We start from the raw sequence: 25,572 nt of genomic DNA, 5'->3' as shown, positions 1-25,572 counted from the left end.
TCAGCCTTCCTTCACCAGTCCGAGGTCTTCCAGCACTTCCGCTGCGGCTTCGTAGTAGCGCACGTAGCCGGTGCAGCGGCAGATGTGGCTGCCCAGGGCCTGCTCGATGGCGTCTTCCACCTGGCTGCGGGGGATGGGCTGGCGCTGGGCCTTCTCCACCAGCACGGTGGCGGCGTTGACGTAGCCGGGGGTGCAGTAGCTGCACTGGAAGGCGAAGCGGTCGACGAACTTCTGCTGCACCGGGTTCAGCTCGCTCACGGCGCCCTGGGCGTCGCGGCGGGCGTGGCCCTCGATGGTGCGCACGCGCTTGCCGGCGAAGTAGTGGGCGCCGGTGATGCAGGTGCGCACTTCCTCGCTGGTGCCGTCCGGGTTGTCGAGGATCACCACGCAGGCGTGGCAGATGCCCTGGCCGCAACCCAGGCGCGAGCCGGTGAGGTTCAGGTGTTCGTGGAGGTAGTCGATCATCGGCAGGTCGTCCGCCACGTCATGGGGACCGACGGCCTGGCCGTTGACGGTCATGCTCAGCGCGCGATCAGCCATGGAGGGCCTCCTTGATGCGGGCGGGGTTCAGGGGAAGGTCACGCAGGCGCTTGCCGGTGGCATGGGCGACGGCGTTCACGATGGCGCCGACCACCGGGATCATCACCACCTCGGCGATGCCCTTGGCCGGGTCGCTCGGCGACAGCGGCGGGAGGATCTCGGCGCTCTGGTTCCACACGGCGCAATCCTTGGCGCGCGGCAGCACGTAGCGGTTGAAGTTCCAGGTGCCCTCGCCGGGGCCGCCCTCGTAGCGGGGCATCTCCTCCAGCAGGGCGTGGCCGATGCCCATGGCGATGCCGCCTTCGAGCTGGCCACGGACCAGCTCGGGCACGATCACCCGGCCGCATTCCAGCCAGGAGTGGTGGCTGAGCACGCGGACCTCGCCGCTGCCCTTGTTCACCTTGACCTCCACCAGGGTGGCCACGGGGCTGTAGTAGGTGACCATGGCGTTGTTCAGCTGGGTCGGCGGGTACTCCACGCGGGTGCGGTCCAGCAGGTGGTAGCCGTCGCGGTTCATGCGCGCACGGGTGGCCGCCGGGGCGCCGTCGCCGTACTTCACCGCCAGGGCGTCCAGGGGCAGGGTGTCGCGGTTGCCGTTGATCTCGAACTCCGCCTCGGCCCAGGCCCAGCGGTTGAAACCGTGGACGCTGACGCCGGTGACCAGGCCCAGTTCATGGGCCTTGTGCGCCAGCAGCTCGAAGGGGATCGGCGGAAGGCCGTTGGCGGTCAGCTTGCCGTCCACCCAGTGGGCGTCCTCGCGGCGCACCACGTAGGGGTTGGCCAGGCCGCCGTATTCGCCACGGCCCCAGATGGCCAGGGCCGCCGGCCACAGGCCGTGGTTGAACAGCACGCGCGCGGCTTCGCGGGTGGCGTGGCCGGAGTAGTAGGAGGAGTTGGTGGCCGAGGACGGCGAAGCCAGCTTGCCGACCCAGCGCGGGTTCTTCAGGGCGGCGTCCTGTTCGGCCTGGCTGATCAGGTAGGGGTTGCCGCTGGTGGTGAGGCCCAGCTCCGGCCATTCGGTGACGCCGGTGCGGATCTCGTCGGCCGGGTGACCGAGGTAATCGGCCACCAGCAGGGCCTGGGAGGTGGCGGTACCGGTGCCCATGTCGATGGCGATCTGGCGCAGGAACACACGCCCTTCGGCATTGAACTCCAGGCTGGCCATGGGCGCTTCCGCCCCGGTGCCGAAGTCCTTCTGGCAGATGGCGAAGCCGATGCCGTAGAGGTTGTCCGGGTCCTTGGCCTCTTCCTCGCGCTTGTGCGCGTCACGCTGCTTCCACAGTTCGTGCTGGGCGGCCTTGTCGAGGATCTCGTCGAGGCGCAGGGCCCCGGCGGGAATGGCGCCCTGGGTGTTCTTCATGCCCGACTTAAAGACGTTACGGCGGCGCAGCTCGATGGCGTCCACGCCCAGGCGCTCGGCCACCTCGTCCACCATCATCTCGGTGGCGGCCATGGTCTGCAGGGTGCCGTAGCCCCGCACCGAGCCGGCCTCCACGCCACGGGAGTGGTAGGCGGTGGCGGCCAGGTCGCTCTGCGGCATGTAGTAGATGGACTGCGCCGCCGTGGCGCCGACCGCCGCCACCGAGGGGCTGTAGTTGATGCGACCGCCGCCATCGACGTCCATGTGGGCGCGGAAGATCTGGAACGACAGGTCGTCCTTCTTCACCGCCAGCTGGTAGTGCATGTCGAAGGGGTGGCGCTTGATCCCGCTCTGGAACTGCTCGTAGCGGTCGTTGGCCAGGCGTACCGGTACGCCTTCACCGTAGATCGCGGCCAGGGCGGCGTAGAACACGAAGATGTTGTTGTCCTTGGTGCCGTAGCCGACGGTGTAGCCGGGGTGCATGTTCAGCTTGCGCACCTTGAAGCGCGACGGCGCCAGCATGTGGGCAGTCTGCTCGGCGGCCTCGAACGGGCACTGGGTGGCAACCACGAAGTGCAGGGTGCCGGTGGCCGCGTCGTACCAGCCGTTGCCGTTGTCGGCTTCCAGGGCCGCCGGCTCGATGGACTGGGTGGTGTAGCGCTCGTCGAAGACCAGCCAGCCTTCCGGCGGCGCGCCCAGGGTCTGTTCCATCTGCTGGGCGTGGAACAGGCCCTGCTGGGTCAGGTCGCCGTTGATGTCCGCCTGCTGGCTCCAGGTCGGTTTGCGCTGGCGAATGATGGGGAACAGCATGCTGTCCTTCAGGCTGGAGAAGCGGTCCGCCTCGTAGGGCGTGTCGCCGCCGACGCGGACGAAGCGGAAGCTGCCGTAGGGGTCGCGCTCGAACAGCGGGGCCTGGGCGCCGTAGCGCACCACCTTGTCGTTGTAGCGCAGCAGGTTCTTGGCCCGGCGGAAGCGCTCGAAGTCATTCCAGATCAGCAGCGCCACCGGGTGGCCGATGAACATCGGCACCTGGCCTTCCGGCAGCAGCGGGTCCGGGCTGTGGCCTTCGGGGAAGGCGATGCCGTCACGGGCGAGGTCGGCGGCGGTCACCACGCGATCCGGCTGCAGGCCGGCGTCGAGCATGGACAGGTCGAGCCCGGCGTAGAGGTGGTCGGCGCGGGTGGCCTTGATCAGCATCGCGTGGCCCTGCTGGCGCGGCCAGCCGGGCATGTCCTGGGCGCGGATGTCGCGGGCGAACACTTTCGCCCCGCAGGCCTTGGACACGCCGTCGATGCGGGCGCGGGCCTGGCCGTTGGGGGTGAACCAGGGTTGCGGCGAAGCGGTGACACGGTCTTCGAACAAGGCAGCGAAGGCCGGGCTGCCCAGCGGGGCGAGCGTGACGCCGATACCGGCGATGACGCTGCCCTGCAGGAAGGCGCGGCGGGAAAAATCACGGTTGGACATGCCCATTCCTCGGGGTCTCGGTCAGGCCGGCCCCTTTTCTTTGTGCGTGAAAATCCGTCGGCCCCGTCACGCGGGGCCGAACCAGGGAAAGGTCGAGGGTATTGACTCGGGGGTCAGATTCTATCCATCTGTCCCGCCGACACAAGGAAAAATTGTCCACGCGGTCAGAAAGATTTCGCCCTCGCAAGAGTCATCGCGTCGCACCCGGGCCGCTCCGTCCATCAGCGCATTCGTGGCAGGCCCCTGGCGTTCGCTGCGGGCCATTCACCGGCGGGCCTGCCGGTGCTAGTCTGCGCGTCCGGTAGCTTCCTAAGCATTTTCCCGCCATGTCCCAACCCCTGCTCCTGCGCCATCACCGCCCCTTCCTGGCGTTCTGGCTGGCCCGCGTGTGCACCGCCAGCGGCTTCCAGATGCTCACCGTGGCCATCGGCTGGCACCTCTACGCCCTGACCGGCAGCGTGCTGGACCTGGGCCTGGTGGGATTGGTGGAGTTCCTCCCGCGGGTGCTGTTCATGCTCCACACCGGCCACGTGGCGGACCGCTACGACCGCCGCCGGGTGGCCGCGCTGTGCCAGGTGCTGCAGGGGCTGGTAGCGGTGGCGCTGGTGTTCGGCAGTGCCACCGACAACGTCAGCCGCGAGATGATCTTCGTCCTCGCCTTCGCCCTCGGCGCCGCGCGGGCCTTCGAGATGCCGGCGACCCAGGCCCTGCTGCCCAACGTGGTGCCCGCCGACCTCTTCCCCCGGGCGGTGGCCGCCGCGGCATCGGCCATGCAGGCGGCGACCATCGTCGCCCCCGCCCTCGGCGGCCTGCTCTACGCCCTGGGCAGCCTCTGGGTGTACGGCCCGGTGGCGGTGCTCTACGCCATCGCCTGCGTGCTGGTGCTGGGACTGGCCAGCAGCCAGCAGGTGCTGAACAAGGAGCGCGCCTCCCTGGAGTCGCTGCTGGCGGGCATGCGCTTCATCCGCAGCCGGCCGGACATCCTCGGCGCCATCTCCCTGGACCTCTTCGCCGTGCTGCTGGGCGGCGCCACGGCGCTGTTGCCGGTGTTCGCCAAGGACATCCTGCTCACCGGTCCCTGGGGCCTGGGCCTGCTGCGTTCGGCGCCGGCCGTGGGGGCGCTGGCGATGTCCTTCTGGCTGGCGCGCTTCCCCATCGAGCGCAACGTGGGGCGGATCATGTTCACCTCGGTGGGGGTGTTCGGTGTCGCCACCATCGCCTTCGGGCTCTCCACCTCCTTCTGGTTCTCCCTGGCGGTGCTGGCGGTACTCGGCGCGGCGGACATGATCAGCATGGTGATCCGCGGGGCCTTCGTGCAGCTGCACACCCCGGACGAGATGCGCGGCCGGGTCAGCGCGGTGAACGGCCTGTTCATCGGCGCCTCCAACCAGCTCGGCGAGTTCGAGTCCGGCGTCACCGCCGCCTGGTTCGGCACCGTGCCGGCGGTGGTCATGGGCGGGGTCGGCACCCTGCTGGTCACCGGCCTGTGGATCAGACTGTTCCCCACCCTGGCCAAGCGCGACCGCCTGCACTGAGGGCCAGCGCCCGGCGGGTCCGGAGATGACCGGCGGTCCGTCCGCAGAGGCCTGCTCCGGCGCCGGGCGAGCTGATATGATGCGCGCCTTTTTTTCCGGGCTGGCGGCCCGGTTCGGTTGCGACGAACGGCCAGGCCGGTCGCCGTGTCCGCCGATCCGCAGGGGCTGTGCTTGACTGCATGCAGTCCGGACCAACACGACGCGCAGACGTCACGGGGAGCACACATGCTGGAGAGACTGTTCCAACTCAAGGCGCACGGCACCAACGTGCGCACCGAGGTCCTCGCGGGCCTGACCACCTTCCTGACGATGGCCTACATCCTCTTCGTCAACCCCGACATCCTCGGCGAGACCGGCATGGACAAGGGCGCGGTGTTCGTCGCCACCTGCCTGGCGGCGGCCATCGGCTCCACCATCATGGGCCTGATCGCCAACTACCCCATCGCCCTCGCCCCGGGCATGGGCCTGAACGCCTTCTTCACCTACACCGTGGTGCTGCACATGGGCCACACCTGGCAGGTGGCCCTGGGCGCGGTGTTCATCTCGGCATGCATGTTCTTCGTGCTGTCGATCTTCCGAATCCGTGAATGGATCATCAACAGCATCCCCCTGGAGCTGCGCTCGGCCATCGCCGCCGGCATCGGCCTGTTCCTGGCGCTGATCGCCCTGCAGAAGGCCGGCATCGTCGCCTCCCACCCGGTGACCATGCTGACCCTGGGCGACCTGGCCAAGCCCGAGCCGGTGCTGGCGGTGCTCGGCTTCTTCCTGATCGTCGCCCTGGAGGCACGCAAGGTGACCGGCGCGGTGCTGATCGGCATCCTCGCGGTGACCGTGGCCGGCATCGTCATGGGCGTGTCGAAGTTCGGCGGTGTGGTGTCCATACCGCCCTCCCTGGCGCCCACCTTCCTGCAACTGGACATCAAGGGCGCGCTGGAAATCGGCCTGGTCAGCGTGATCTTCGCCTTCCTCTTCGTCGACCTGTTCGACAACTCCGGCACCCTCATCGCCGTGGCCAAGAAGGCCGGCCTGATGGGCAAGGATGGGCACATGCCGAAGATGGGCCGCGCGCTGATCGCCGACTCCACCGCCGCCATGGGCGGCTCGCTGCTGGGCACCTCCACCACCACCAGCTACATCGAGTCCGCAGCCGGCGTCAGCGCCGGTGGTCGCACCGGCCTCACCGCCATCGTGGTCGCCATCCTGTTCCTGCTGGCACTGTTCCTCTCCCCGCTGGCCGGCAGCGTGCCCGCCTTCGCCACCGCCCCGGCGCTGTTCTTCGTCGCCGTGCTGATGGCCTCGGGCCTGGCCGAGATCGACTGGAACGACCTGACCACCGCCGCCCCGGTGCTGATCACCGCCCTGGCGATGCCCTTCACCTACTCCATCGCCGACGGCATCGCCTTCGGCTTCATCGCCTGGGCTGCCATCAAGGCCCTGGCCGGCCGCTTCAACGAGCTGAGCCCGGCGCTGGTGATCCTGGCGGTGCTGTTCGTGATCAAGATGGGCTTCTTCCACTGAGGAAGCACCCGGAGGCGGCCCGCCGGGCATGATCGGGCCGCACGACGCACGGGAGGTGCACCATGCAACACCACGACCAACAGGTGACGATTCGAGGTCACCAGCAAGCGTAGGAAGGGCTTCCCCTCGGAAACCCGCGTGAGAAAAGGCTACCGGACCATCGGCGACAAGGTGCTTGCCGAAAAGCTTGGGCGCAACGACTTGTGTCCCTGCGGTTCACGGAGGTTGTTTCAAGCGCTGTTGCCTGAAACAGGGCTGCTTTCGATGGCGCCAACCGTAACGACTACTTCCGCTAGGCGAACACGCCTTTGAGCCAGGCGGGCCATCCTCAGATGGCCCGCCCCGATCCCCAGAGTGAATGCCCCATGAGCCGCCCGCAGTTCGACCCGTCCACCTATGCCGCCCAGCTTGCCGAGAAGACCGAGCGCCTCAAGGCCCTGCTGGCGCCCTTCGATGCGCCGGAACCGGCGGTGTTCGACTCGCCCCGGGAGCACTACCGCCTGCGCGCCGAGTTCCGCCTGTGGCGCGAGACCGGCAACGAGAACCGCCACTACGCGATGTTCGAGGCCGGCGACAAGTTCACCCCGGTGCTGATCGAGGACTTCCCCATCGCCAGCCGCCGCATCAACGAGCTGATGCCGCGCCTGAAGGCCGGCTGGCAGGCGAGCCAGGTGCTGTCGTTCAAGCTGTTCCAGGTGGAGTTCCTCACCACCCTGTCGGGCGACGCGCTGATCACCCTCTGCTACCACCGTCCCCTGGACGATGCCTGGAAGGCCGAGGCCGAGACGCTCGCCGCCGACCTGGGCGTGAGCCTGGTGGGCCGTTCCAAGGGCAAGCGCATCGTCATCGGCCGCGACTACGTGGAAGAGGAGCTGACCGTCGCCGGCCGCGCCTTCCGCTACCGCCAGCCTGAAGGCGCCTTCACCCAGCCCAACGGCGAGGTGTGCCAGAAGATGCTGGCCTGGGCCTTCGAGGCCATGGGCGAGCGCCAGGACGACCTGCTGGAGCTGTACTGCGGCAACGGCAACTTCACCCTGCCCCTGGCCACCCGCGCCCGCCAGGTGCTGGCCACCGAGATCAGCAAGACGTCGGTCAACGCCGCCCTGGCCAACCTCGCCGACAACGGCGTGGACAACGTGACCCTGGTGCGCCTCTCCGCCGAGGAGCTGACCGAGGCCCTCAATGAAGTGCGGCCCTTCCGCCGCCTGGCCGGCATCGACCTCAAGGGCTACGCGTTCGGCACCGTGTTCGTCGACCCGCCCCGCGCCGGCATGGACCCGGACACCTGCGAACTGACCCGCCGCTTCGAGCGCATCCTCTACATCTCCTGCAACCCGGAGACCCTGGCCGCCAACATCGCCCAGCTGCACGACACCCACCGCATCGAGCGCTGCGCCCTGTTCGACCAGTTCCCCTACACCCACCACATGGAATCCGGCGTGCTGCTGGTGCGCCGCTGAGACCGAAGCGCCAAGCGGTGGGCTGAAGCGGAACGCCGCCCGGCCCACCCTATGCGCGCAGCACCGTAGCCCGGGCTTCAGCCCGGGGCCGAACCCCCGGCAAACCCGGACTGAAGTCCGGGCTACGGCTGCAAGCGCCATCGCGGTTGAAACCGCTCCCACACGCCGCGTAGTACGCCGGCCAGACCTGGTGGGAGCGAATTCATTCGCGAAAAGCTCCACGGCCAGCACCTTGGCCCTTGCCGTGCAACGTAAAAAGCGACGCCCCCCGTCCGGGATCGAGCCCGCTGCCGCTCCGGCCGGGCTGAAGCGGAACGCCGCCCGGCCCACCCTGCGGTGCGGGCCGAGAGTCAACGGGCGAACAGGCGGTAGGCGGGGTTGTCGCTTTCGTCCCACCAGGGGTAGCCGATGGCATCCAGGGCGGCGGGCAGTTGGTGCATCTGTTCCTCCGGCACCTGCAGCCCCGCCAGCACGCGGCCGTCGGCGGCGCCGTGGTTGCGGTAGTGGAACAGGCTGATGTTCCAGCGCCCGCCCAGCTTGTCGAGGAAGTTGAACAGCGCACCGGGGCGCTCGGGGAATTCGAAGCGCAGCAGGCGCTCGTCCTGCGCGCCCACGGCACGGCCACCGACCATATGGCGGATGTGCAGCTTGGCCAGTTCGTTGTCGGTCAGGTCCAGCACCGGGAAGCCCTGCTGCCGCAGCCCTTCCACCAATGCCTGGCGCGGGTCGTTGAGCGGGTGGGTCTGCACGCCGACGAACAACCGGGCCTGGTCGCCGTCGTCGTAGCGGTAGCTGAATTCGGTGATCTGCCGCTTGCCCAGCGCTTCGCAGAAGGCGCGGAAGCTGCCCGGCCGCTCGGGGATGGTGACGGCGATGATCGCCTCGCGCTGCTCGCCCAGCTCCGCACGCTCGGCTACGTGGCGCAGGCGGTCGAAGTTGACGTTGGCGCCGGAGTCGATGGCCACCAGCACCTGCCCCGTCACGCCCTCGCGCTCGACGTAGCGCTTGATCCCGGCCACGGCCAGGGCGCCGGAGGGCTCGGTGATGGAGCGGGTGTCGTCGTAGATGTCCTTGATCGCCGCGCAGATCTCGTCGGTGCTGACGGTGATCACTTCGTCCACGTACTCGCGGCACACCTCGAAGTTGTGCGCGCCGATCTGCGCCACCGCCACGCCGTCGGCGAACAGCCCCACCTGCTCCAGCACCACCCGCTCGCCCGCCGCCAGGGCGGCCTGCAGGCAGTTGGAATCGTCCGGTTCGACGCCGATCACCTTCACCTCGGGCCGCAGGTACTTCACGTAGGCGGCGATGCCGGCGATCAGCCCACCACCGCCCACCGGCACGAAGATGGCGTCGAGCTGGCCGGGCTGCTGGCGCAGGATCTCCATGGCCACGGTGCCCTGCCCGGCGATCACCTCGGGGTCGTCGTAGGGCGGGATGAAGGTCAGCCCCTCGGCCTGCACGCGCGTCCAGGCATGGGCCAGGGCCTCCGGGAAGGCATCGCCGTGCAGCACCACCTTGCCGCCCCGGGCCAGCACGCCCTGGACCTTCAGTTCCGGCGTGGTGCGCGGCATCACGATGGTGGCCTCGATGCCCAGCTCGCGGGCCGCCAGGGCCAGGCCCTGGGCGTGGTTGCCGGCGGAGGCGGCGATCACCCCGCGCGCCCGCGCCTCCGGCTCCAGCTGGACGAGGCGGTTGTAGGCGCCACGGATCTTGAAGGAGTAGACCGGCTGCAGGTCCTCGCGCTTGAGCAGCACCCGGTTGCCGAGCCGCTCGGCAAGACGCGGGGCCGGCTGCAGGGGCGTCTCGATGGCGACGTCGTAGACCGGCGCGCGGAGGATCTTCTGCACGTAGTGCTTGAGCAGGGCCTCGCTCATGGGGTCACCTCCGGCGCGGTGCCGTCCAGCAGGGCGGTGCCGTAGGAGTTGTCCACCGCGCAGCGCCAGGCGCCGTCCGGCTCCTTGCGGAACACGTAGGTGGCCTTGCGCTCGACGAAGGAGAGGAAGCCATCGGTGGCCCGCCACTGGATGCGCGCGCGGCCCAGCACCAGCGCCGTGTCCGTGGTCTCCATCACCTGCAGGTCACGCTGGGTCACCCAGAGGCTGTGCTGGAAGTGCGCGGCGATGCCGTCGAAGGCATGGCGGATGCGCTCGCGCCCCTGGACCTCCAGCCCCGGCCGCACCACCAGCACGGCGTCGTCGGTGTAGAAGTCCATCAGCGCATCGAAGCGCCCGCTGTTGATCAGGTGGTCGGCCCGTTGCACGGCCTCGACGAGGGGGGAAGGGTTCATGCTGTCTCCTGGCTTGGCTGGGACCCTGGAGACAGAAAGAAGAAACCCGCCTCTAGGGCGGGTTTCCGGTCGATGATCGCTAACCCGCCATGATCGGAATGGCGGTGATAATCTGCTGGCGCGGCATCGAGGTGTTCGGGTTCATGGGTTTGGAAACTATTCCAGCCGCCCCCACGGCGTCAAGCACCGGCATGCGTGTGTTCACCCCAGCAGTTCGGCGAACGCCTTGTCCGCCTCCAGCACGGCTGGCAACGCGTTGAACAGCGCCACCAGGTCCACCCCCTCCATCAACGGTCCGTCCAGCGATGCGCGCGCCTCGTCGGTGGCACCGCCATGGGCCTGCAGGGCTTCGCTGACCAGCACCGCCTGGGCCAGCACGCGGGACAGCTGGGCCTCCGCCGGGGCCTGCATGGGGCGGGCCTGGTAGGCGATGGCCTGCTGGATCACCACCGGCAGTTGCCAGCGGCGCGCCAGCTCGGCACCGACCTCGGGGTAGCCGAAGCCCAGTTGCAGCGTCTCGTTGGCGGCCCGCCCGGTAGCGCCGCCCTTGCCGCTGTTGAAGCGCTCGGCGAATTCCGGCGCACCGGTCTGGATCAGCAGTTCGCCGATGTCATGCATCATCCCGCAGGTGAAGGCGGTGTCCGGGTCGAGCCCGCGCTGCTTGGCCAGCAGGCGGCTGATGCTGGCCACCTGGAAGCTGTGCAGCCAGAAGCCCTTGAGGTCGAAGCTGGTGGGTGCCTTGAACGCGCCGGTGACGGCCGAGGCCATGACCAGGGTGCGCAGGGTGTTGAAGCCCAGGCGCATGGCCGCGTCCTCGACGCTGGTCGACTCGCGGGCGCCGCGAAACCGGGCGGAGTTGGCCAGGCGCAGCACCTTGGCGGCGATCACCGGGTCCAGCTGGATGTTGCGCGCCACGGCGTCGAGGCTGGACGTGGGGTTGTCGAATTGCTGGATCAGGTCCTGCGCCACCTTGGGGATGCTGGGCAGGGTGTGGAGCTGGGCGAACAGCGTTTCTATATCCATGGGAGCACCTCACTCATCGGCGTGTAAGCCAAAGGATAGGCAGTTTTCCGAGGCCTGCCCGGTGAACCGGAAAAGTCGCCCGGTAGGCTCTGTTCAGCGCTCTCCAGGCGTGCCGGGCGCCATTTCCGGGAGCCCCTGCGCCGGTGTGTCGCGGCCTTCACCCCGGCGCGGCGGCGGCACCGGGTCGTCGTCCAGATCGCCGTTCGTCGGCAAGTCCGCCAGCGGGGGCCGGGCGAGGCGCGACAGGGCGAACGCCGCCAGCAGGGCGCTGGCGAGCTTGTAGGCCAGGCCGTTGAAATCGAACGCAGGCAGCGCCGCATCGTCCAGCCACAACGCCCCCAGGCGCGCCAGGGCCAGGCAGCCCTGTATCAGCACCAGCAGCACCAATGCGGCGCGCACCCGCTCACGCTCGCGCAATGCCCACAGCAGGAACAGCGCCAGGCCGATCTGCAGGCCGCCGTAGTAGACGCGCACGTTGCTCACCGAGGCCATCTCCATCAGCAGCATGCCGTTGAGGTTGGCCATCTCGTAGGGACGGAACCAGTACGCCAGCCCGAAGCCGGCGAATACCAGCACCTGGATCACCAGGATCACGCGGGCCAGCCGCATCGCCTTGTCCTCTTGCGGTAACGGAATGAGCAACAGACCCGGCCCCCGCCGAATCGTTCGGCCAACCCATCGGACGGTGCCGGGACAGACGGGCCGGGACTAGGCTGCGGACAGTCCAGCCACCCGAGGAGACACCCATGCTGCCCCCGCGCCAGAGCCTGCCGTTGCTCGCCATGCTGCTCGGGGCCAGCCTCGCCCCCACGGCAGAAGGCGGTGGCGACACGCCCCCGGCGGCAGCCCCGGCAACCTTCAGCGTGCGCGGCAGCCTGGCCCCGGAACAGGCCGCCTTCGGCCGGCGCCTGGACAACGCCGTGCACAAGGCCATGGATGCCAAGGGCTACCGCTACCGCGAGCAGGAAGGCGACCTGGCGCTGTGCTACGGCCTGCCGGGGCCGCAGGAGGGTGACGGCTTCAGCCTGCGGGTGTTCGACGGCTTCGACGAGCGGCTGCTCTACGAGGCCCGCGCCGGCCAGCCCCTGGACAACCTGGCGCAGACCGACCTGGACCGGGCCATCGCCCTGCTGCTGCAGGACTTCCCCCTCCGGCGCGTGGGCTGAACGGCACATCCGGTAACAGCCTTGGCGCGCGCCACGGCCCGCATGGCGCTAAGCTCCGCCGATTTCCGCCAGGAGAACTCCCATGCGCCTCTACCTGCTCCCCCTGCTCGTTGCCCCGCTGTTCGCCCAGGCCGCCGATCCGGTCACCCTGGACGTCTACCGCGATCCCAACTGCGGCTGCTGCAAGGCCTGGATCAGCCACCTGCGGGACAACGGCCTGCAGGTCAACGACCACGTGGAAAACGACATGGCCGCGGTCAAGGAGCGCCTCGGCGTGCCCCACCGCCTGGGCTCGTGCCACACCGCCGTGATCGACGGCAAGTTCGTCGAGGGCCACGTGCCCGCCCGCGACGTGCTGCGCCTGCGCGAGCGCGCCGACCTGATCGGCGCTGCCGTGCCCGGCATGCCCATCGGCTCCCCGGGCATGGAGATGGGCGACCGCCAGGACGCCTACCAGGTGGTCGGCCTCGACAGCCAGGGCCGCGAGAGCGTGCTGGCGGAATATCCGGCACACTGATCGCCACTTATCCACAATGGCGGCCCCTCCTAGAGATGTACTTGGAGCGGCCGTCTGCACTTCAGGAGCAGGAAAAATGGAGTACTGGCAGGTCGATGTATTCGCCGAACGGGTGCTGGCCGGCAACGGGCTGGCGGTGTTCGCCGACGCGAGGGGGCTTTCCGGCGAGGCGATGCAGGCACTGACCCGGGAGCTGCGGCAGTTCGAGTCGATCTTCCTCGCGCCCAGCGCCGAGGCCGACCTGTTCTCCGCGCGCATCTTCACCCTCGAAGAAGAACTGCCCTTCGCCGGCCACCCGCTCCTCGGCGCCGCCGCCCTGCTCCACCACCTGCATGCCCGCACCGACAGCGCCACCTGGCGCCTGCGCCTGGGCGAACGCGACGTGCCACTGACGACCCGCCGCCAGGCCGGCGGCGGCTACCACGCTGAGATGGACCAGGGCCCGGCCCGGTTCGGCCAGGAACTGGACGCGACGGCCGCCGACGCCTTCGCCGCTGCCTTCAGCAGCCAGTGGGACCGCCGCCATCCGCCCCGGGTGGTCAGCACCGGCCTGCCCTACCTGCTGCTGCCAGTGACCGCCGCCGGCCTCGCCAACGCCCGCCAGCAGCGCCTGCTGGACGACGACCTGGAGGCCATCGGCGCGGCCTTCGTGTTCCTCATCGACGTGGACGCCCGCGAAGGCCGAACCTGGGACCCGGCCGGCCTGGTGGAAGACATCGCCACCGGCAGCGCCGCCGGCCCGGTCGCCGCCTGGCTGGTGGAGCGCGGCCTGGCGCCTCGGGGCGAGCCCTTCGCCCTCGCCCAGGGGCGCTTCCTGCAGCGCCCCAGCCGCCTGGAAGTTCGCGTCGAGGCCGACGGCCACGTGCATGTCGGCGGCGGCGTGCATCTGCTGGCCCGCGCCACCCTGCTGCCGACTCCCGAAACGCTGGCCTGACGACCGACCTGGCGTTCACGGCGCCGGGCGACAAGACTTGGCCGTTTGACGGCAGCGGAGGCAACGATGCGTTGGGAACGCGCAAGACGCAGCGACAACCTGGTGGACGCCCGCCGCAGTGGCCTGCCCGGCAAGGGCCTGGGCCTCGGCGGGCTGGCCCTGGTGGTGGTGGTCGGCCTGCTGCTGGGGGAAGACCCGCTGACCATCCTCGACCAGGTGGCGCGCCAGGCCTCGGTGGCTACCGCGCCGCCCCACAGCGGTGCACCGGTGGGCGACGAGCAGGAGGTGGAGTTCGTCCGCGCCGTGCTCGGCGACACCGAGGACACCTGGCAAGCATTGTTCCAGCAGGCCGGACGCAGCTACCCGGAGCCGCGTCTGGTGCTGTTCAGCGGCGCGGTGGAGTCCGCCTGCGGCCACGCCAGTTCGGCGGTGGGCCCGTTCTATTGCCCCGGTGATCGCCAGGTGTACCTGGACCTGGATTTCTTCCGCGAGATGAGCCAGCGCTTCTCCGCCGCCGGCGACTTCGCCCAGGCCTACGTCATCGCCCACGAGGTGGGCCACCACGTGCAGACCGTGCTGGGCCTGACCGCCCGCCTCGACGAGGCGCGCCGCCGGGGCGCACGGCTGGAAGGCGCGAATGGCTTGCTGGTACGCCAGGAACTGCAAGCCGACTGCCTGGCCGGGGTCTGGGCGCACCACGCGCAGAAGCGCCTGCAATGGCTGGAGCCAGGTGATGTCGAGGAAGCCCTCAACGCCGCCAGCGCCATCGGTGACGACCGCCTGCAACGCCAAGCGCGGGGCCAGGTCCGCCCCGATGCCTTCACCCACGGCACCTCGGCGCAGCGGGTGCGCTGGTTCACGGTCGGTTTCGAGAGCGGCCAGGTGAAGCGCTGCGACACCTTCGCGGCACAGCGCCTCTAGGGCCTGATCAGCGCGCGGGAAGCGCCTCGGCCCGCAACAGGTCGAGCATCGCCACGCAATCGGGCAGGTGCCAGTCGGCCAGTTCCGGCCAGGGGTTCTCCGGCAGGTTGACCAGCACCGTGGCGGCACCGGCCGCGCGGCCGCAGTCCAGGTCGAAGCGGTAGTCCCCCACCATCACCAGTTCCTCCGGTGCCACCGTCCACTGCTCGGCCAGGTGCAGCAGCCCGCCCGGGTGGGGCTTGGGCGGTGCCTCGTCGCGGCCGAGGATGTCGGCGTGGGCGAAGCAGTCATCCAGGCCGATGGCCTGCAGGGTCAGCAGCGCCAGCTCACGGGCATTGCGGGTGAGGATGCCGAGGCGCACGCCCTGCTCATGCAGGGCCCGCACCAGCGGAACCGCGCCGGTGGCCGGGCGCGAGGCCAGGGCCAGTTCGCGCTCGTGCTCCAGCAGCCAGGCGTGCTTGGCGCGGGACTCGGCCTCTGGCAGGGCGGCCAGGTGATGGAGGATGTCGTCCTCCGGGGGGATGTCCAGCGCCCGGCGGATGGCGGCGAAGTCATGCACGGCCACCGTCAGGGTGCCGTCCATGTCGAACACCCAGTGCCGGTAGCTGGCCAGCGGCCGCGCCTGGCGGGCGTTCACTTCCAGTCCTCGCGCAGGCGGGTCAGGCCTTCCTGGGCCACCGAGGCCACCAGCTGCCCGGCGCGGTTGAAGATGCTGCCACGGGAGAACCCGCGGGAATTGCCGGACCAGGGGCTGTCCATGGCGTAGAGCAGCCAGTCGTCGGCGCGCAGGTCGCGGTGGAACCACAGCGCGTGGTCGAGGCTGGCCACCTGCATGAACTTCTGCCACACCGAAACCCCGTGGGGCAGCATGGCGGTGGTCAGCAGGCCGAAGTCCGAGGCGTAGGCGAGGATGTACTTGTGCAACGCGGCGATGTCCGGCAGCGAGCCATCGGCGCGGAACCAGACGTGCTTGACCGGCTCGCCGGGCTTGGGGTCGTAGGGGTTGTTGGCGCTGACCGGGCGGATCTCGATGGGCTTGGCGCAGAGGAACTTGTCACGTACCCGCTCGGACAGCAGGTGGGCATTGCGCTTGGTCAGCTCCAGCTCGCTCGGCAGGTTCTCCGGGCCCGGTACGTCGGGCATGGTGATCTGGTGTTCGAAGCCGCCCTCGTCCTGCTGGAAGGACGCACTGCAGGTGAAGATCTGCTGGCCCTTCTGGATCGCCGTGACCCGGCGGGTGCTGAAGCTGCCGCCGTCGCGCACCCGCTCCACCGAGTAGACCACCGGCAGGCTGGCGTCGCCGGGGCGCAGGAAGTAGCCATGCAGCGAGTGCACATGGCGCTCCGGCTCCACCGTCTGGCTCGCCGCCGACAGCGACTGGCCCAGCACCTGGCCGCCGAACAGCTGGCGGAAGCCGAGGTCCTGGCTGACGCCACGGAACAGGTTCTCCTCGATGGATTCGAGGCTCAGCAGGGCGACCAGTTCGTCGAGCACCTGGGTCATGGGGTTCTCCTCAGCAAGGCACGCCGCCGCATCGGCCGTGCGGCGGTCTTCATCGTTCGGGGTGGGCCGAGCAGCGCGGCCGGGGGCAAATGATAAAGGTTCGGCCGCTCCGGGTTGAGCGAAAACATCGGGGATGTTCACGCCATTTCAGCGGGTGCCCCGTGCAAGGCCCAAAGAAGCGACCGGCGGCACGCCCGCCCTCAGCGTCGCGCCGCCCAGTCCGCCTGGCCGATGCGGTACAGCACGTGGCGCCTCAGGGGGTGACCCTCCGGCAGGCGCGGGTGCTCGAATTCCCCCGCCTCGTCGCGGCGCATGCCCAGCCGCTGCATGAGCGTCCAGGACGGCTGGTTGGCCGGCACGGTGAAGGCCACCACCTCCTCCAGCCCCAGGGTGGCGAAGGCGAAGTCCAGCACCGCGTCTGCCGCCTCGCCGGCCAGCCCCTGGCCCCAGAAGCGCGGCAGCAGGCGCCAGCCGATCTCCACCGCCGGGGTGAAGGGCGCCTCGAAGCCCACGTGCAGCAACGCCAGCATGCCGACGAAGGCGCCATCGCTGCGCTGCTCCACCACCCAGTGGCCGAAGCCGTGGGCCTCGACGTGCTCGCCCAGGCGCGCGGCCAGGGCGTCGCTTTCCGTGCGGTCCAGGCAGGCGGGGAAATGGCGCATCACTGCCGGGTCGGCGTTCAGTGCGGCAAAGGCCGGTGCGTCATCGTCGCGCCAGGGGCGCAGGCGCAGCCGGGGTGTCAGCAACTCGGGGGCGGGCATGGGCTTTCTCGGGCCGGGGCAAAGGCGCCTATCATACGGCCGCGCCCCGCCACGAGAACCCGCCGATGGACCTGCCGCTGGTCTACCACGACGACTACAGCCCGCCCTTCCCGCCGGAACACCGCTTCCCCATGGAGAAGTTCCGCCTGCTGTACCAGCACCTGGTGGCCAGCGGCATCGCCACCGACGCCACCCTGCACCGCCCGGCCCTGTGCCCGCCGGAGGTGCTGGCCCTGGCCCATTGCCCGGACTACATCGCCCGCTACCTGCAGGGCGAGCTGGCCCGGGAGGACCAGCGCCGCCTCGGCCTGCCCTGGAGCGAAGCCCTGGCCCGGCGCACCGTGCGCGCGGTGGGCGGCTCGCTGCTGGCGGCGGAACTGGCCCTGGAACATGGCCTGGCCTGCCACCTGGCCGGCGGCACCCACCACGCCCACTACGACTTCCCCTCGGGCTTCTGCATCTTCAACGACCTGGCGGTGATCAGCCGCTACCTGCTGGAGGCCGGGCGTGTCGGCCGGGTGCTGATCTTCGACTGCGACGTGCACCAGGGCGACGGCACCGCCCGCATCCTGGCCGACACCCCGGAGGCCATCACCGTCTCGCTGCACTGCGAAAAGAACTTCCCCGCACGCAAGGCCGAGAGCGACTGGGACATCCCCCTGCCCATGGGCCTGGCCGACGACGGCTACCTGCAGGTGGTGGACGACGCGCTGAACTACCTGCTGCCGCTCTACCAGCCGGACCTGGTGATCTACGACGCCGGCGTCGACGTGCACAAGGACGACGCCCTGGGCTACCTCCAGCTCACCGACGCGGGCCTGGCCCGGCGCGACGAAGCGGTGATGCGCCACTGCCTGGGCCGCGACATCCCGGTGGTGGGGGTGATCGGCGGCGGCTACGACAAGGACCGCGCCGCCCTCGCCCGCCGCCACGGCATCCTGCACCACAGCGCCGCGCGGGTGTGGCGGAGCGAGGGCCTCGCATAGGGTCCTGGGCACCCGTCCGGGTGGCCATGGCCATGTGCTAGCAGCCGTTCTGGGCCAGTGCTAGAGTCGCCCACCCCAACACAAGGACGTCCTCATGGAAGCCCAGCCCTACCAGGCGCCCAGCGCCAACCTCGAAGTGGAAAGCGTGTTCTGCCGCAACTGTGGTACCGCCATCGCCTCGACTGCACCCACCTGCCCACACTGCAACGCCGACCAGAACCTGAACGGCAAGAGCAAGATCAGCGCTGGCGTCCTCGCCCTGCTCCTCGGCGGCCTGGGCTTCCATCGCTTCTACCTCGGCCAGTGGTGGGGCCTGTTCTACATGCTGTTCTGGGGCACCGGCATCCCGAGCCTGATCTCGTTGATCGAAGCCTTCGTGTTCTTCTGCACCAGTGACCGGACCTGGAACGCCAAATACGGGCACACCAAAGGCAGTGCCTGGCTGGTCGGCCTGGCCGGCGGCTTCGTGATGATCTTCCTGGTCGGCATCCTCGCCGCCATCGCCATCCCGGCCTACCAGCAGTACGTCCAGCGGGCCAAGGCCGCCCAGGCCGCACGCCTCGAACAGCAACACGCCCAACCCCAGACCGAACCTCAGTTGCAGCAGCGCTAAACCACCAGGCGCCACCCACAGCGTGGGGATTGGCGCCTGTGTGAGCGCCAACAACGCGTTGGCTCGTTTTCCCGCGTGACTATCGGAAGCGCCTGATGGAATCGCCCTTGCCCAACCCGGCAGGCTCCGTCCTCCCAGTTCCAATGGACGGAGCCCCGCATGTTCAACCCGGCCAACCAGGCGCACTTCAGCCTCGACATCGAAGGCGCCACCCCTGACTTCAAGGTCCTCGCCTTCACCGGGCACGAAGCCCTCAACCAGCCCTTCCGTTTCGACATCGAACTGGTCAGCGAGCGCAGCCGCCTCGACCTCGAAAGCCTCCTGCACAAACCCGCCTTCCTCGCCTTCACCCCCGACGGCCGTGGCGTCCACGGGCAGGTCTTCGGCATCGCCGTCGGCGAGATCGGCAACCGCCTCACCCACTACCACCTGGCCCTCGTCCCGCGCCTCGCCTACCTCGCCCTGCGCCACAACCAGCGCATCTTCCAGCACCTCAACGTCCCGCAGATCATCGGCCAGGTCCTCGAAGACCACGGCATCCTCGCCGACGCCTACAGCTTCCGCCTCGGCCCCAAGGCACCGCCGCCCCGGGACTACTGCACCCAGTACGACGAAAGCGACCTGCACTTCATCAGCCGCCTCTGCGAAGAAGAGGGCCTGCACTTCCACTTCGAACACCAGAGCGACAGCCACCTGCTGGTCTTCGGCGAAGACGCCAGCGCCTTCCCCAAGCTCGGCCGCCCCGTCGCCTACCTCGCCAACACCGGCCAGGTCGCCGACGAACCCGTCATCAAACGCTTCGGCCTGCGGATGGAAGCCCGCACCCTGCGGGTCACCCGCCGCGACTACTTCTTCGAAAAGCCCAGGCTGCTGATGGAAGCCGCCCACACCCCCCAGGACGACCTCTCTCAACCCGACCTCGAAGACTACGACTACCCCGGCCGCTTCACCGAGCGCGATCGTGGCCGCCGCCTCGCCCGCCAGGCCCAGGAACGCCACCGCCGCGACTACCGCCTCGCCGACGGCGACAGCGACGAACCGCGCCTGGTCAGCGGTCACCTCCTCAGCCTCTCCGACCACCCCAAACCGGAATGGAACGACCTCTGGCTGATCACCGCCCTCCACCACGAAGGCAAGCAACCCCAGGTGCTGGAAGAGTTCGCCTCCATCGACGGCATGGTGAAAAGCGCCAAGGGCGCCCTGCTCGGCGCCGCGCAAAAAGCCCTCGGCGTCTCACTGCCCACCGCCAGCGAACCCGCCTCACCCGACAGCGACTTCAAACAGGGCTACCGCAACCGCTTCCAGGCCATCCCCTGGGACGTCCCCGCCCGGCCCGACCTCAACCACCCCAAACCGCGCATCCTCGGCAGCCAGACCGCCATCGTCACCGGCCCAAAAGGCGAAGAAATCCACTGCGACCGCCACGGCCGCATCAAGGTCCAGTTCCACTGGGACCGCGAAGGCCAGGCCGACGAACACACCAGCTGCTGGCTCCGCGTCGCCAGCAGCTGGGCCGGCAACGCCTACGGCGCCATCGCCATCCCCCGCATCGGCATGGAGGTCCTCGTCACCTTCCTCGAAGGCGACCCCGACCAACCCCTCGTCACCGGCTGCCTCTACCACGGCGTCCACCAGCCGCCCTACGAACTGCCCGCCAACAAGACCCGCACCCTGCTCAAGACCGACAGCAGCCCCGGCGGCGGGGGCTACAACGAACTGCGCATCGAAGACCGCAAGGGCCAGGAACAGATCTACATCCACGCCCAGCGCGACTGGGACGAGAACATCGAACACGACCAGAAGATCCGCGTCGGGAACCAGCGCCACGACCGCGTCGAAGGCAGCGTCTACAGCGAATTCCTCGGCGAGCAGCACCACACCCTGCACAAGGACCGTAAGACCGAACTGAAGCTGGATGACCACCTCACCATCGGGAACGAGCAGCACATCCGCATCGGCAGCAACCGGCTCGTGGAAGCCGGGCAGGAAATCCACCTCAAGGCCGGGCAGAAGCTGGTGATCGAAGCCGGCATGGAACTGACCCTCCAGGCCGGCGGCAGCTTCATCAAGCTCGACCCCGGTGGCATCACCGTCAGCGGCCCGCTGGCCAAGCTCAACGCCGGCGGGGCGCCGGGCAAGGGCTCGGGTATCGGCATCAAGCCGCCGGTGCTGCCGGGCAAGGCAGATCGAGCCAAGGCAGGCAGTGAGCTGGAGAAAGCCCTGCAGAACACACCCACAGAGCCCCAGCAGCCAAAACGGATGTTCAACTTCTCGAGCTGAGCGCTCAGGACGCAATGACTCAAGGATCGGTAGAAATGAGCGACACAACGAAGGTCAAGAACTGGAGTTTCCCCTTCAAGCCCAAGGCCGGGAAACTCGATCCCATCCAGCACCTGACGGCAATGGCCCAGGCAAGTGGCGGCTACTACCCGGTCGGCGCGAACGGCCAATGGCACGGTGGGGTTCACTTCGATGGCGAGACCGAAGCGGTATTCGATCAATCCCAGGCGTGCTGCATCGCCGACGGCGAAGTGATCGCCTACCGGATCGACACGCGCCACCCCGAAAGCCAGTACTTCACCTCCGCTGGCGCATCCTTCAATGCGGTCTTTTCCCGAAGCTTCGTGCTGGTCAAGCATCACCTGGAAGCACCGGCAAAACCGACAGCAGCCGGCACGGCCCCCGAACCGCCGCCGTCCCTGACCTTCTTCAGCCTCTACATGCACCTGCTGAACTGGGAGGGCTACACCGGCACAAACGCCCCAAACCCTCCAGCCTTCCTGGGGGAAACCCTCTACAAGGTGAAGGCGGACAAGGCCACGGACCCCGTAAAGGGGCTGCGCATCAGGGCCGAGCCACGCACCGGCCGGGTCGTCGCGCTGATCCCCAAAGGCAGCAAGGTCAGGGTCGGCGACGCCCACCCCATCCACAGTGGGTGGTACAGGCTCCTGGCGGTCGTGGAGGGCCGCACCCTGCCCGCCGTGGCGATCACGGAGAACATGTGGGTCTTCCCCGGGGAGATGGAGCAGACAGCCGAGGCCGGCATCTTCCTGGTCGGCGAACGGGCCAACGACCTGGAGCCCACCTTGGCGCCGGAAAAAGGGCTCAACGTACGCAAGAACGGCAACGGTCGCCGTGATGACCCCATCGTCGGCGTACTGCCCCTGGGTGCGACATTCCGCCTGGAGTCCTCCACGGGAACCTACTGCAAGCTGAAAGAGATCGTGGATGGCAAGGACATAGCCCCCCTCTCGCCCGACAGCGCAGGGAACATCCAGGGCTTCGTGCATCTCGGCTCGCTTGAAAGCACGCGCTCGGCGCCCGAGCCGAACAAGGTGTACGTCCTGCCAACGCCCCACCCGATCAAGGCTGGCGAACTGATCGGGCATCTGGGCCACTACCAGAACGAAAACGACCGCAGTCCACAACGGCTGCTGCACCTGGAAGTGTTCAGCTGCGAAGACGTACCCGCCTTCATCGCCAAAAGCCAAGCCTGGGCTGCCGGCCTTCCCGATGAGCAGAGGACCTTGCTCAAGGTCCACAAGAATGCGAGCAAACTTATCCCCCACCGCGACGACATCAACGCCAGCAATCCCCCGAAGATCAGCGATGCAGGAACGACCGTGGGCGTCGACCTGATCATCCCGCAAAGCCTGCTGGACGGACTCCCAGCCGACAGCAAGCTGCAAGAGAACACCACCTTACCCAGCAGTGCCACGCCCACAACGACCCGTTGGTGGCGGCTGGACAACCTGCTCGCCGACAACGACGGCAACCCCATCAGCGGCTGGCTGGCCGAGCAGGACCTCATCACCACCCGCCACAGCCCCTGGGAGTGGGAGGGCTACGACTTCATCCAGGAAACCGGCAGTCCCGTTGGCAAAGCCACCTACTTCTACGAAGCCTGGCGCCGGCTGACCAACGAGGAAAGCGCCAACTACCGCGCCCTGGTCAGCCAGGAAGACCAGGGCCCGATCAAGGCGCGCCTGTACGACATCATTCGCCCCGGCGGTGCCAAGGGCCTGCTGACCGCCCAGGAAATAGGCCCCGCCCTGGCAAAACCCTGGCACGCCCAATCCATCGCACAATTGGTGACTCACTATGAAAGCGAGTGGTACTGGAAACCCGATAAATGGGACGAACTGGATCCCCTGATGGGGCATCTCCCGGGTATTGATCCGAATCTCAATTGGGCAGGTGAGAAGGAACGCATCGAGGCACTCTGTTGGTGGGCCACGTTAGCGGGCAAGCATGGGATTAGTGAGGATGGGAAGGCGTGGCATTTTCATGCTTTGGCTTTACTAACCAGCCACTCCAACAGTAGTTGCAAATGTAAAAATAAATTAACAAAAGCACAACTTCGCGCAATCTCTCCTCAAGCATCTACAACTAACATCAACCTCTATATTGATCCGATCAATGAGATGTTTGAGGTATTTAAATTTGACCATTGCATAAGCCGAGCCCATACACTTGCACAAATATTACACGAAAGTGGAAATATGAATTTTTTGACCGAAGGGCTTAACCCAGGCTCACCGTTACCGGCCTATCACCCGTACATCGGAAGGGGATTACTGCAAATAACAGGAGAGACAAATTATCGCGAATACGGAAATTATATAGGCGAAAACTTTATCGGCCACCCTCACTATTTGAAAATGGCCCAAGCACCGCATTGCGTACTTTCAACTGGATGGTTCTGGAGTGAATTCAGGAAGCTTCATAGATTCTCAGACAAAGATGATTTTATTTATCTAACCTACCTAATTAATGGTGGATTTAATGGCTACAACCATAGACTTTCGCTAGTTAACTCAGCAATTGATGAGCTTAAAATACACAACTGCACAAAATTAAACATAAGCGGCTCCTACAAACTAGAAGATAGCGAAGCATACAATAAAGCAAAGCCTTCTTTCGCATGGGGGCTTTGGAGCGACCCTGGATCAAGCACTGCTGGAAAGACCAAAGATAAAATCCAGGCAATTCTTGGCTACTCAAGATATATAGAAATATACGACACTACGCAAAGTGTAAGAGATGACACAACCACTAAATATTACAGTCCCACACGAAGAGCACTGCAGGCAAAAGAGCACGCTGAACAACGCATAGAAATCTTGAGAAATCAATAATGTACAAATTTATAACCACATCTATATTTTCCATTTTAGCAACTCACGCAATAGCAAAAACCTGCACTTACGACTTCAACCAAGACACCATATGCGACTCTTACACCATAACTCCCTTAGAGGAGCATGACGGAAAAAACTTACTAAAAATATCACTAGGAAATGGCAAAGAAATCTCTGGTGTATTTGACATGATATCCGCCGGAATAGCTCCCGGCTACTTTCCAGGAGAGATAGTAATTCCATTAGATTTCTATTCACCAAAGGCCATAGAGCAAAGAACCTATACATTTCGCTGGCACAATCAGTTAGATAACTGGATTCTTATCAAAGAGTCATCTTGGGATGAGCCTTATCGAGATGAAACTTATGCACTGAAGCAAGTACCAATCCCTAAAGAAAAGAAATTCCCTACCAATTTTCACGTTCAGCGCATTCAGTGTTGTGTTTTGCTGTCGGACTTCAAAGAAAAAGCCCCCACCTATCAAGCACAGGGCAAACAACAACAGGCGGCAGCGATAGATGAAGACATAGCACTCTTAAAAAAAGCACTAACCTTAGAAAAAAAAGACTCCTTATTCTACAAGACAGCATCAAAAACAGACGAAGACAACAGAAAACCCATCCCACCGGATTTTGTCTACGAACTAAGTACCGCCCTGAAAACTCAAAACGTAGAGCTCCTGAACAATTACGCCTTTTACATGCAAGAAGCCGGCAACACTGTACTCTCGACAATGCTTTTGGAAAAAATCCACCAAAAATTCCCTGATCGAATAGTCACCAAAATAAATCTTGCTGATGGCTATTGGGAGTTAGACATGAAAGACACCGCATGTCACTTCTATCACGAATACATAGAAGACATGGAGAACACTGGAAGATCAGAAAAAATCCCCCTACGCGCAAAAAGAAGAGCTGACTGCAAAACCAAATAAGCTACAACTTTTTAAAGTTCAGATTAATGCATTACCTCAACATCCTACATGAGACCTAGAATGCTCCGACTCTTACTCCTCCCTATATCATTTATTTTTTCAACAGAAGCACTTTCAGATACCGTCTTATGTAAGTACAGGAACAACATAGTGCATGGACCATTCAAAAACCAACTTAATAACGATTCAGATATATATTTCTCCGATTCCAAAGCCCCAAACGAACCTATTTATCTAATTACCTCAAAAATGAAATTTGGAAAATGTGAAAAAGAAACAGTTATCGACAGATACTATATAGCTGGCTCCCCACCATCAGTTGAGACACTATTCTTCCACAACATACACAATGAAAAAATGCCATTACAATTATTTCGTGGGAAATTAATAGTCGCGGGATTGGGACATATGGAAAGCTCTACCAGATTTTTGCCTATAAAAAGACCAAATCCGGACTTATCGCAAACAAAGAAATAGAGTTAAACCCAAACATGAGCGGCCTAGATGGCTATCAAGAAGGAGAGCAGACCTCCTTCAAACTAAAGACAGCAGGAGAAATCAAAAAATATCTTGCGAACCAAGATAAATAACCAAGAATTCTTTAGTCATATTAGATAGTAGCTATAGGTGGTTGCAGGGAGCTGATATTTTCAGGTGCGTTCATCCGCTTGCAGCGCGCAGCCAAGGGTTCGCGGATCGAATAAGTAATCTCTACACCGGTTTTCTGAGCGATCTCTTTGTGCCGCGTTATATCTCAACTAGGTTCTGTACGAAAAGTCGGTGCAGGTAGAATCGCCACCATGATTGGCTGGAGGCTCACATGGCAAGGCGCTACGAACTCCCAGATGCGGGCTGGGAGTTGATCAAGGATCTGGTTGCCCCGGAACAGAAGATGGGCCGACCTC

General features: G+C 65.7%; 22 protein-coding genes. 13 read left to right on the top strand and 9 right to left on the bottom strand.

Translation table 11 applies throughout. The features are described 5' to 3' along the window. A complete protein-coding gene (locus RTK35_RS11710) occupies positions 1 to 540 on the bottom strand; it encodes a (2Fe-2S)-binding protein (RefSeq protein ID WP_044410561.1) in 540 nt (179 codons plus the stop codon). Continuing rightward, positions 533 to 3,364, bottom strand: coding sequence for a xanthine dehydrogenase family protein molybdopterin-binding subunit (locus RTK35_RS11705; RefSeq protein ID WP_316908066.1), 2,832 nt, complete (start codon positions 3,362 to 3,364; stop codon positions 533 to 535). Before RTK35_RS11705 ends, RTK35_RS11710 begins: the two co-directional genes overlap by 8 nt. Positions 3,365 to 3,690: 326 nt before the next feature. Here RTK35_RS11705 and RTK35_RS11700 point away from each other — a divergent pair, with 326 nt between their 5' ends. The 4 genes from RTK35_RS11700 (at position 3,691) to trmA (ending at position 7,877) form a co-directional block, all read left to right on the top strand. Then, complete coding sequence (locus RTK35_RS11700) at positions 3,691 to 4,899, top strand: MFS transporter (RefSeq protein ID WP_316908065.1); 1,209 nt, start codon at positions 3,691 to 3,693, stop codon at positions 4,897 to 4,899. Between the two features lie 225 nt (positions 4,900 to 5,124). Continuing rightward, positions 5,125 to 6,417, top strand: a complete 1,293-nt coding sequence (locus tag RTK35_RS11695; protein ID WP_316908064.1) for an NCS2 family permease — start codon at positions 5,125 to 5,127, stop codon at positions 6,415 to 6,417. Positions 6,418 to 6,555: 138 nt separating this feature from the next. Next, positions 6,556 to 6,729, top strand: a complete 174-nt coding sequence (locus RTK35_RS30560; protein WP_139233700.1) for an SEC-C metal-binding domain-containing protein — start codon at positions 6,556 to 6,558, stop codon at positions 6,727 to 6,729. Between the two features lie 53 nt (positions 6,730 to 6,782). After that, the gene (trmA, locus tag RTK35_RS11690) at positions 6,783 to 7,877 is read left to right on the top strand and encodes a tRNA (uridine(54)-C5)-methyltransferase TrmA (RefSeq protein WP_182851772.1); all 1,095 of its coding nucleotides are present in this window, start codon (positions 6,783 to 6,785) and stop codon (positions 7,875 to 7,877) included. A gap of 350 nt (positions 7,878 to 8,227) precedes the next feature. Here the strand turns inward: trmA and ilvA are convergent, their stop codons facing one another. From ilvA to RTK35_RS11670, 4 genes are all read right to left on the bottom strand, one after another. Then, positions 8,228 to 9,742, bottom strand: coding sequence for a threonine ammonia-lyase, biosynthetic (gene ilvA / locus RTK35_RS11685; protein ID WP_316908253.1), 1,515 nt, complete (start codon positions 9,740 to 9,742; stop codon positions 8,228 to 8,230). Between the two features lie 8 nt (positions 9,743 to 9,750). Then, positions 9,751 to 10,167, bottom strand: a complete 417-nt coding sequence (locus RTK35_RS11680; protein ID WP_316908063.1) for a YybH family protein — start codon at positions 10,165 to 10,167, stop codon at positions 9,751 to 9,753. 201 nt (positions 10,168 to 10,368) lie between these two features. Continuing rightward, positions 10,369 to 11,190, bottom strand: a complete 822-nt coding sequence (locus tag RTK35_RS11675; RefSeq protein ID WP_044410589.1) for an HDOD domain-containing protein — start codon at positions 11,188 to 11,190, stop codon at positions 10,369 to 10,371. Between the two features lie 93 nt (positions 11,191 to 11,283). Next, positions 11,284 to 11,799, bottom strand: coding sequence for a DUF4345 domain-containing protein (locus RTK35_RS11670; RefSeq protein ID WP_316908062.1), 516 nt, complete (start codon positions 11,797 to 11,799; stop codon positions 11,284 to 11,286). 137 nt (positions 11,800 to 11,936) lie between these two features. On the opposite strand from RTK35_RS11670, the gene RTK35_RS11665 reads away from it, so the two are divergent. From RTK35_RS11665 to RTK35_RS11650, 4 genes are all read left to right on the top strand, one after another. Then, positions 11,937 to 12,356: a DUF4136 domain-containing protein gene (locus RTK35_RS11665; RefSeq protein ID WP_316908061.1), complete on the top strand. Its 420-nt coding sequence runs from the start codon at positions 11,937 to 11,939 to the stop codon at positions 12,354 to 12,356. Positions 12,357 to 12,438: 82 nt separating this feature from the next. Then, on the top strand, positions 12,439 to 12,873 hold the full coding sequence (locus RTK35_RS11660; RefSeq protein WP_236214786.1) for a DUF411 domain-containing protein: 435 nt from the start codon (positions 12,439 to 12,441) through the stop codon (positions 12,871 to 12,873). A gap of 76 nt (positions 12,874 to 12,949) precedes the next feature. Then, a complete protein-coding gene (locus RTK35_RS11655) occupies positions 12,950 to 13,807 on the top strand; it encodes a PhzF family phenazine biosynthesis protein (protein ID WP_316908060.1) in 858 nt (285 codons plus the stop codon). 66 nt (positions 13,808 to 13,873) lie between these two features. Then, entirely contained in the window at positions 13,874 to 14,728 is an 855-nt protein-coding gene (locus RTK35_RS11650; RefSeq protein ID WP_316908059.1) for a neutral zinc metallopeptidase, read from the top strand. Positions 14,729 to 14,735: 7 nt separating this feature from the next. Here the strand turns inward: RTK35_RS11650 and RTK35_RS11645 are convergent, their stop codons facing one another. The 3 genes from RTK35_RS11645 to RTK35_RS11635 form a co-directional block, all read right to left on the bottom strand. Then, positions 14,736 to 15,365 carry an HAD family hydrolase gene (locus RTK35_RS11645; protein ID WP_269082612.1) on the bottom strand — a complete coding sequence of 210 codons (630 nt, stop codon included), beginning with the start codon at positions 15,363 to 15,365 and terminating at the stop codon, positions 14,736 to 14,738. After that, positions 15,362 to 16,231, bottom strand: coding sequence for an acyl-CoA thioesterase II (tesB, locus tag RTK35_RS11640; RefSeq protein ID WP_074973104.1), 870 nt, complete (start codon positions 16,229 to 16,231; stop codon positions 15,362 to 15,364). Before tesB ends, RTK35_RS11645 begins: the two co-directional genes overlap by 4 nt. Before the next feature lie 200 nt (positions 16,232 to 16,431). Then, a complete protein-coding gene (locus RTK35_RS11635; RefSeq protein WP_316908058.1) occupies positions 16,432 to 16,992 on the bottom strand; it encodes a GNAT family N-acetyltransferase in 561 nt (186 codons plus the stop codon). Between the two features lie 65 nt (positions 16,993 to 17,057). On the opposite strand from RTK35_RS11635, the gene RTK35_RS11630 reads away from it, so the two are divergent. The 5 genes from RTK35_RS11630 to RTK35_RS11610 all read left to right on the top strand — a co-directional run bounded on the left by RTK35_RS11630 (position 17,058) and on the right by RTK35_RS11610 (position 24,667). Next, positions 17,058 to 17,978: a histone deacetylase gene (locus RTK35_RS11630; protein WP_044410613.1), complete on the top strand. Its 921-nt coding sequence runs from the start codon at positions 17,058 to 17,060 to the stop codon at positions 17,976 to 17,978. A gap of 94 nt (positions 17,979 to 18,072) precedes the next feature. After that, positions 18,073 to 18,591, top strand: a complete 519-nt coding sequence (locus RTK35_RS11625; RefSeq protein WP_316908057.1) for a zinc-ribbon domain and TM2 domain-containing protein — start codon at positions 18,073 to 18,075, stop codon at positions 18,589 to 18,591. A gap of 159 nt (positions 18,592 to 18,750) precedes the next feature. Beyond that, complete coding sequence (tssI, locus tag RTK35_RS11620) at positions 18,751 to 20,871, top strand: type VI secretion system tip protein TssI/VgrG (RefSeq protein ID WP_316908056.1); 2,121 nt, start codon at positions 18,751 to 18,753, stop codon at positions 20,869 to 20,871. Between the two features lie 35 nt (positions 20,872 to 20,906). Then, the gene (locus RTK35_RS11615; RefSeq protein WP_316908055.1) at positions 20,907 to 23,729 is read left to right on the top strand and encodes a hypothetical protein; all 2,823 of its coding nucleotides are present in this window, start codon (positions 20,907 to 20,909) and stop codon (positions 23,727 to 23,729) included. After that, on the top strand, positions 23,729 to 24,667 hold the full coding sequence (locus RTK35_RS11610) for a hypothetical protein (RefSeq protein WP_316908054.1): 939 nt from the start codon (positions 23,729 to 23,731) through the stop codon (positions 24,665 to 24,667). Before RTK35_RS11615 ends, RTK35_RS11610 begins: the two co-directional genes overlap by 1 nt. Positions 24,668 to 25,572 lie beyond the last annotated feature (905 nt).

Origin of the sequence: Pseudomonas sp. zfem003 (assembly GCF_032621675.1) — a bacterium.
In the GTDB taxonomy this organism is placed as follows: Bacteria; Pseudomonadota; Gammaproteobacteria; order Pseudomonadales; family Pseudomonadaceae; genus Metapseudomonas; species Metapseudomonas otitidis.
The sequence above is the reverse complement of the archived record's forward strand: the minus strand, read 5'-3'. Positions and strand labels throughout refer to the sequence as shown.

Coding starts and splice junctions, on each gene's coding strand:
- RTK35_RS11675 (WP_044410589.1), bottom strand. CDS start 11,190: ATGGATATAGAAACGCTGTTCGCCCAGCTCCACACCCTGCCCAGCATC.
- RTK35_RS11615 (WP_316908055.1), top strand. CDS start 20,907: ATGAGCGACACAACGAAGGTCAAGAACTGGAGTTTCCCCTTCAAGCCC.
- RTK35_RS11650 (WP_316908059.1), top strand. CDS start 13,874: ATGCGTTGGGAACGCGCAAGACGCAGCGACAACCTGGTGGACGCCCGC.
- RTK35_RS11700 (WP_316908065.1), top strand. CDS start 3,691: ATGTCCCAACCCCTGCTCCTGCGCCATCACCGCCCCTTCCTGGCGTTC.
- RTK35_RS11705 (WP_316908066.1), bottom strand. CDS start 3,364: ATGTCCAACCGTGATTTTTCCCGCCGCGCCTTCCTGCAGGGCAGCGTC.
- RTK35_RS11665 (WP_316908061.1), top strand. CDS start 11,937: ATGCTGCCCCCGCGCCAGAGCCTGCCGTTGCTCGCCATGCTGCTCGGG.
- RTK35_RS11655 (WP_316908060.1), top strand. CDS start 12,950: ATGGAGTACTGGCAGGTCGATGTATTCGCCGAACGGGTGCTGGCCGGC.
- tesB (WP_074973104.1), bottom strand. CDS start 16,231: ATGACCCAGGTGCTCGACGAACTGGTCGCCCTGCTGAGCCTCGAATCC.
- RTK35_RS11610 (WP_316908054.1), top strand. CDS start 23,729: ATGTACAAATTTATAACCACATCTATATTTTCCATTTTAGCAACTCAC.
- RTK35_RS11635 (WP_316908058.1), bottom strand. CDS start 16,992: ATGCCCGCCCCCGAGTTGCTGACACCCCGGCTGCGCCTGCGCCCCTGG.
- tssI (WP_316908056.1), top strand. CDS start 18,751: ATGTTCAACCCGGCCAACCAGGCGCACTTCAGCCTCGACATCGAAGGC.
- RTK35_RS11625 (WP_316908057.1), top strand. CDS start 18,073: ATGGAAGCCCAGCCCTACCAGGCGCCCAGCGCCAACCTCGAAGTGGAA.
- RTK35_RS11695 (WP_316908064.1), top strand. CDS start 5,125: ATGCTGGAGAGACTGTTCCAACTCAAGGCGCACGGCACCAACGTGCGC.
- trmA (WP_182851772.1), top strand. CDS start 6,783: ATGAGCCGCCCGCAGTTCGACCCGTCCACCTATGCCGCCCAGCTTGCC.
- RTK35_RS11670 (WP_316908062.1), bottom strand. CDS start 11,799: ATGCGGCTGGCCCGCGTGATCCTGGTGATCCAGGTGCTGGTATTCGCC.
- RTK35_RS11710 (WP_044410561.1), bottom strand. CDS start 540: ATGGCTGATCGCGCGCTGAGCATGACCGTCAACGGCCAGGCCGTCGGT.
- RTK35_RS11660 (WP_236214786.1), top strand. CDS start 12,439: ATGCGCCTCTACCTGCTCCCCCTGCTCGTTGCCCCGCTGTTCGCCCAG.
- RTK35_RS11680 (WP_316908063.1), bottom strand. CDS start 10,167: ATGAACCCTTCCCCCCTCGTCGAGGCCGTGCAACGGGCCGACCACCTG.
- RTK35_RS11630 (WP_044410613.1), top strand. CDS start 17,058: ATGGACCTGCCGCTGGTCTACCACGACGACTACAGCCCGCCCTTCCCG.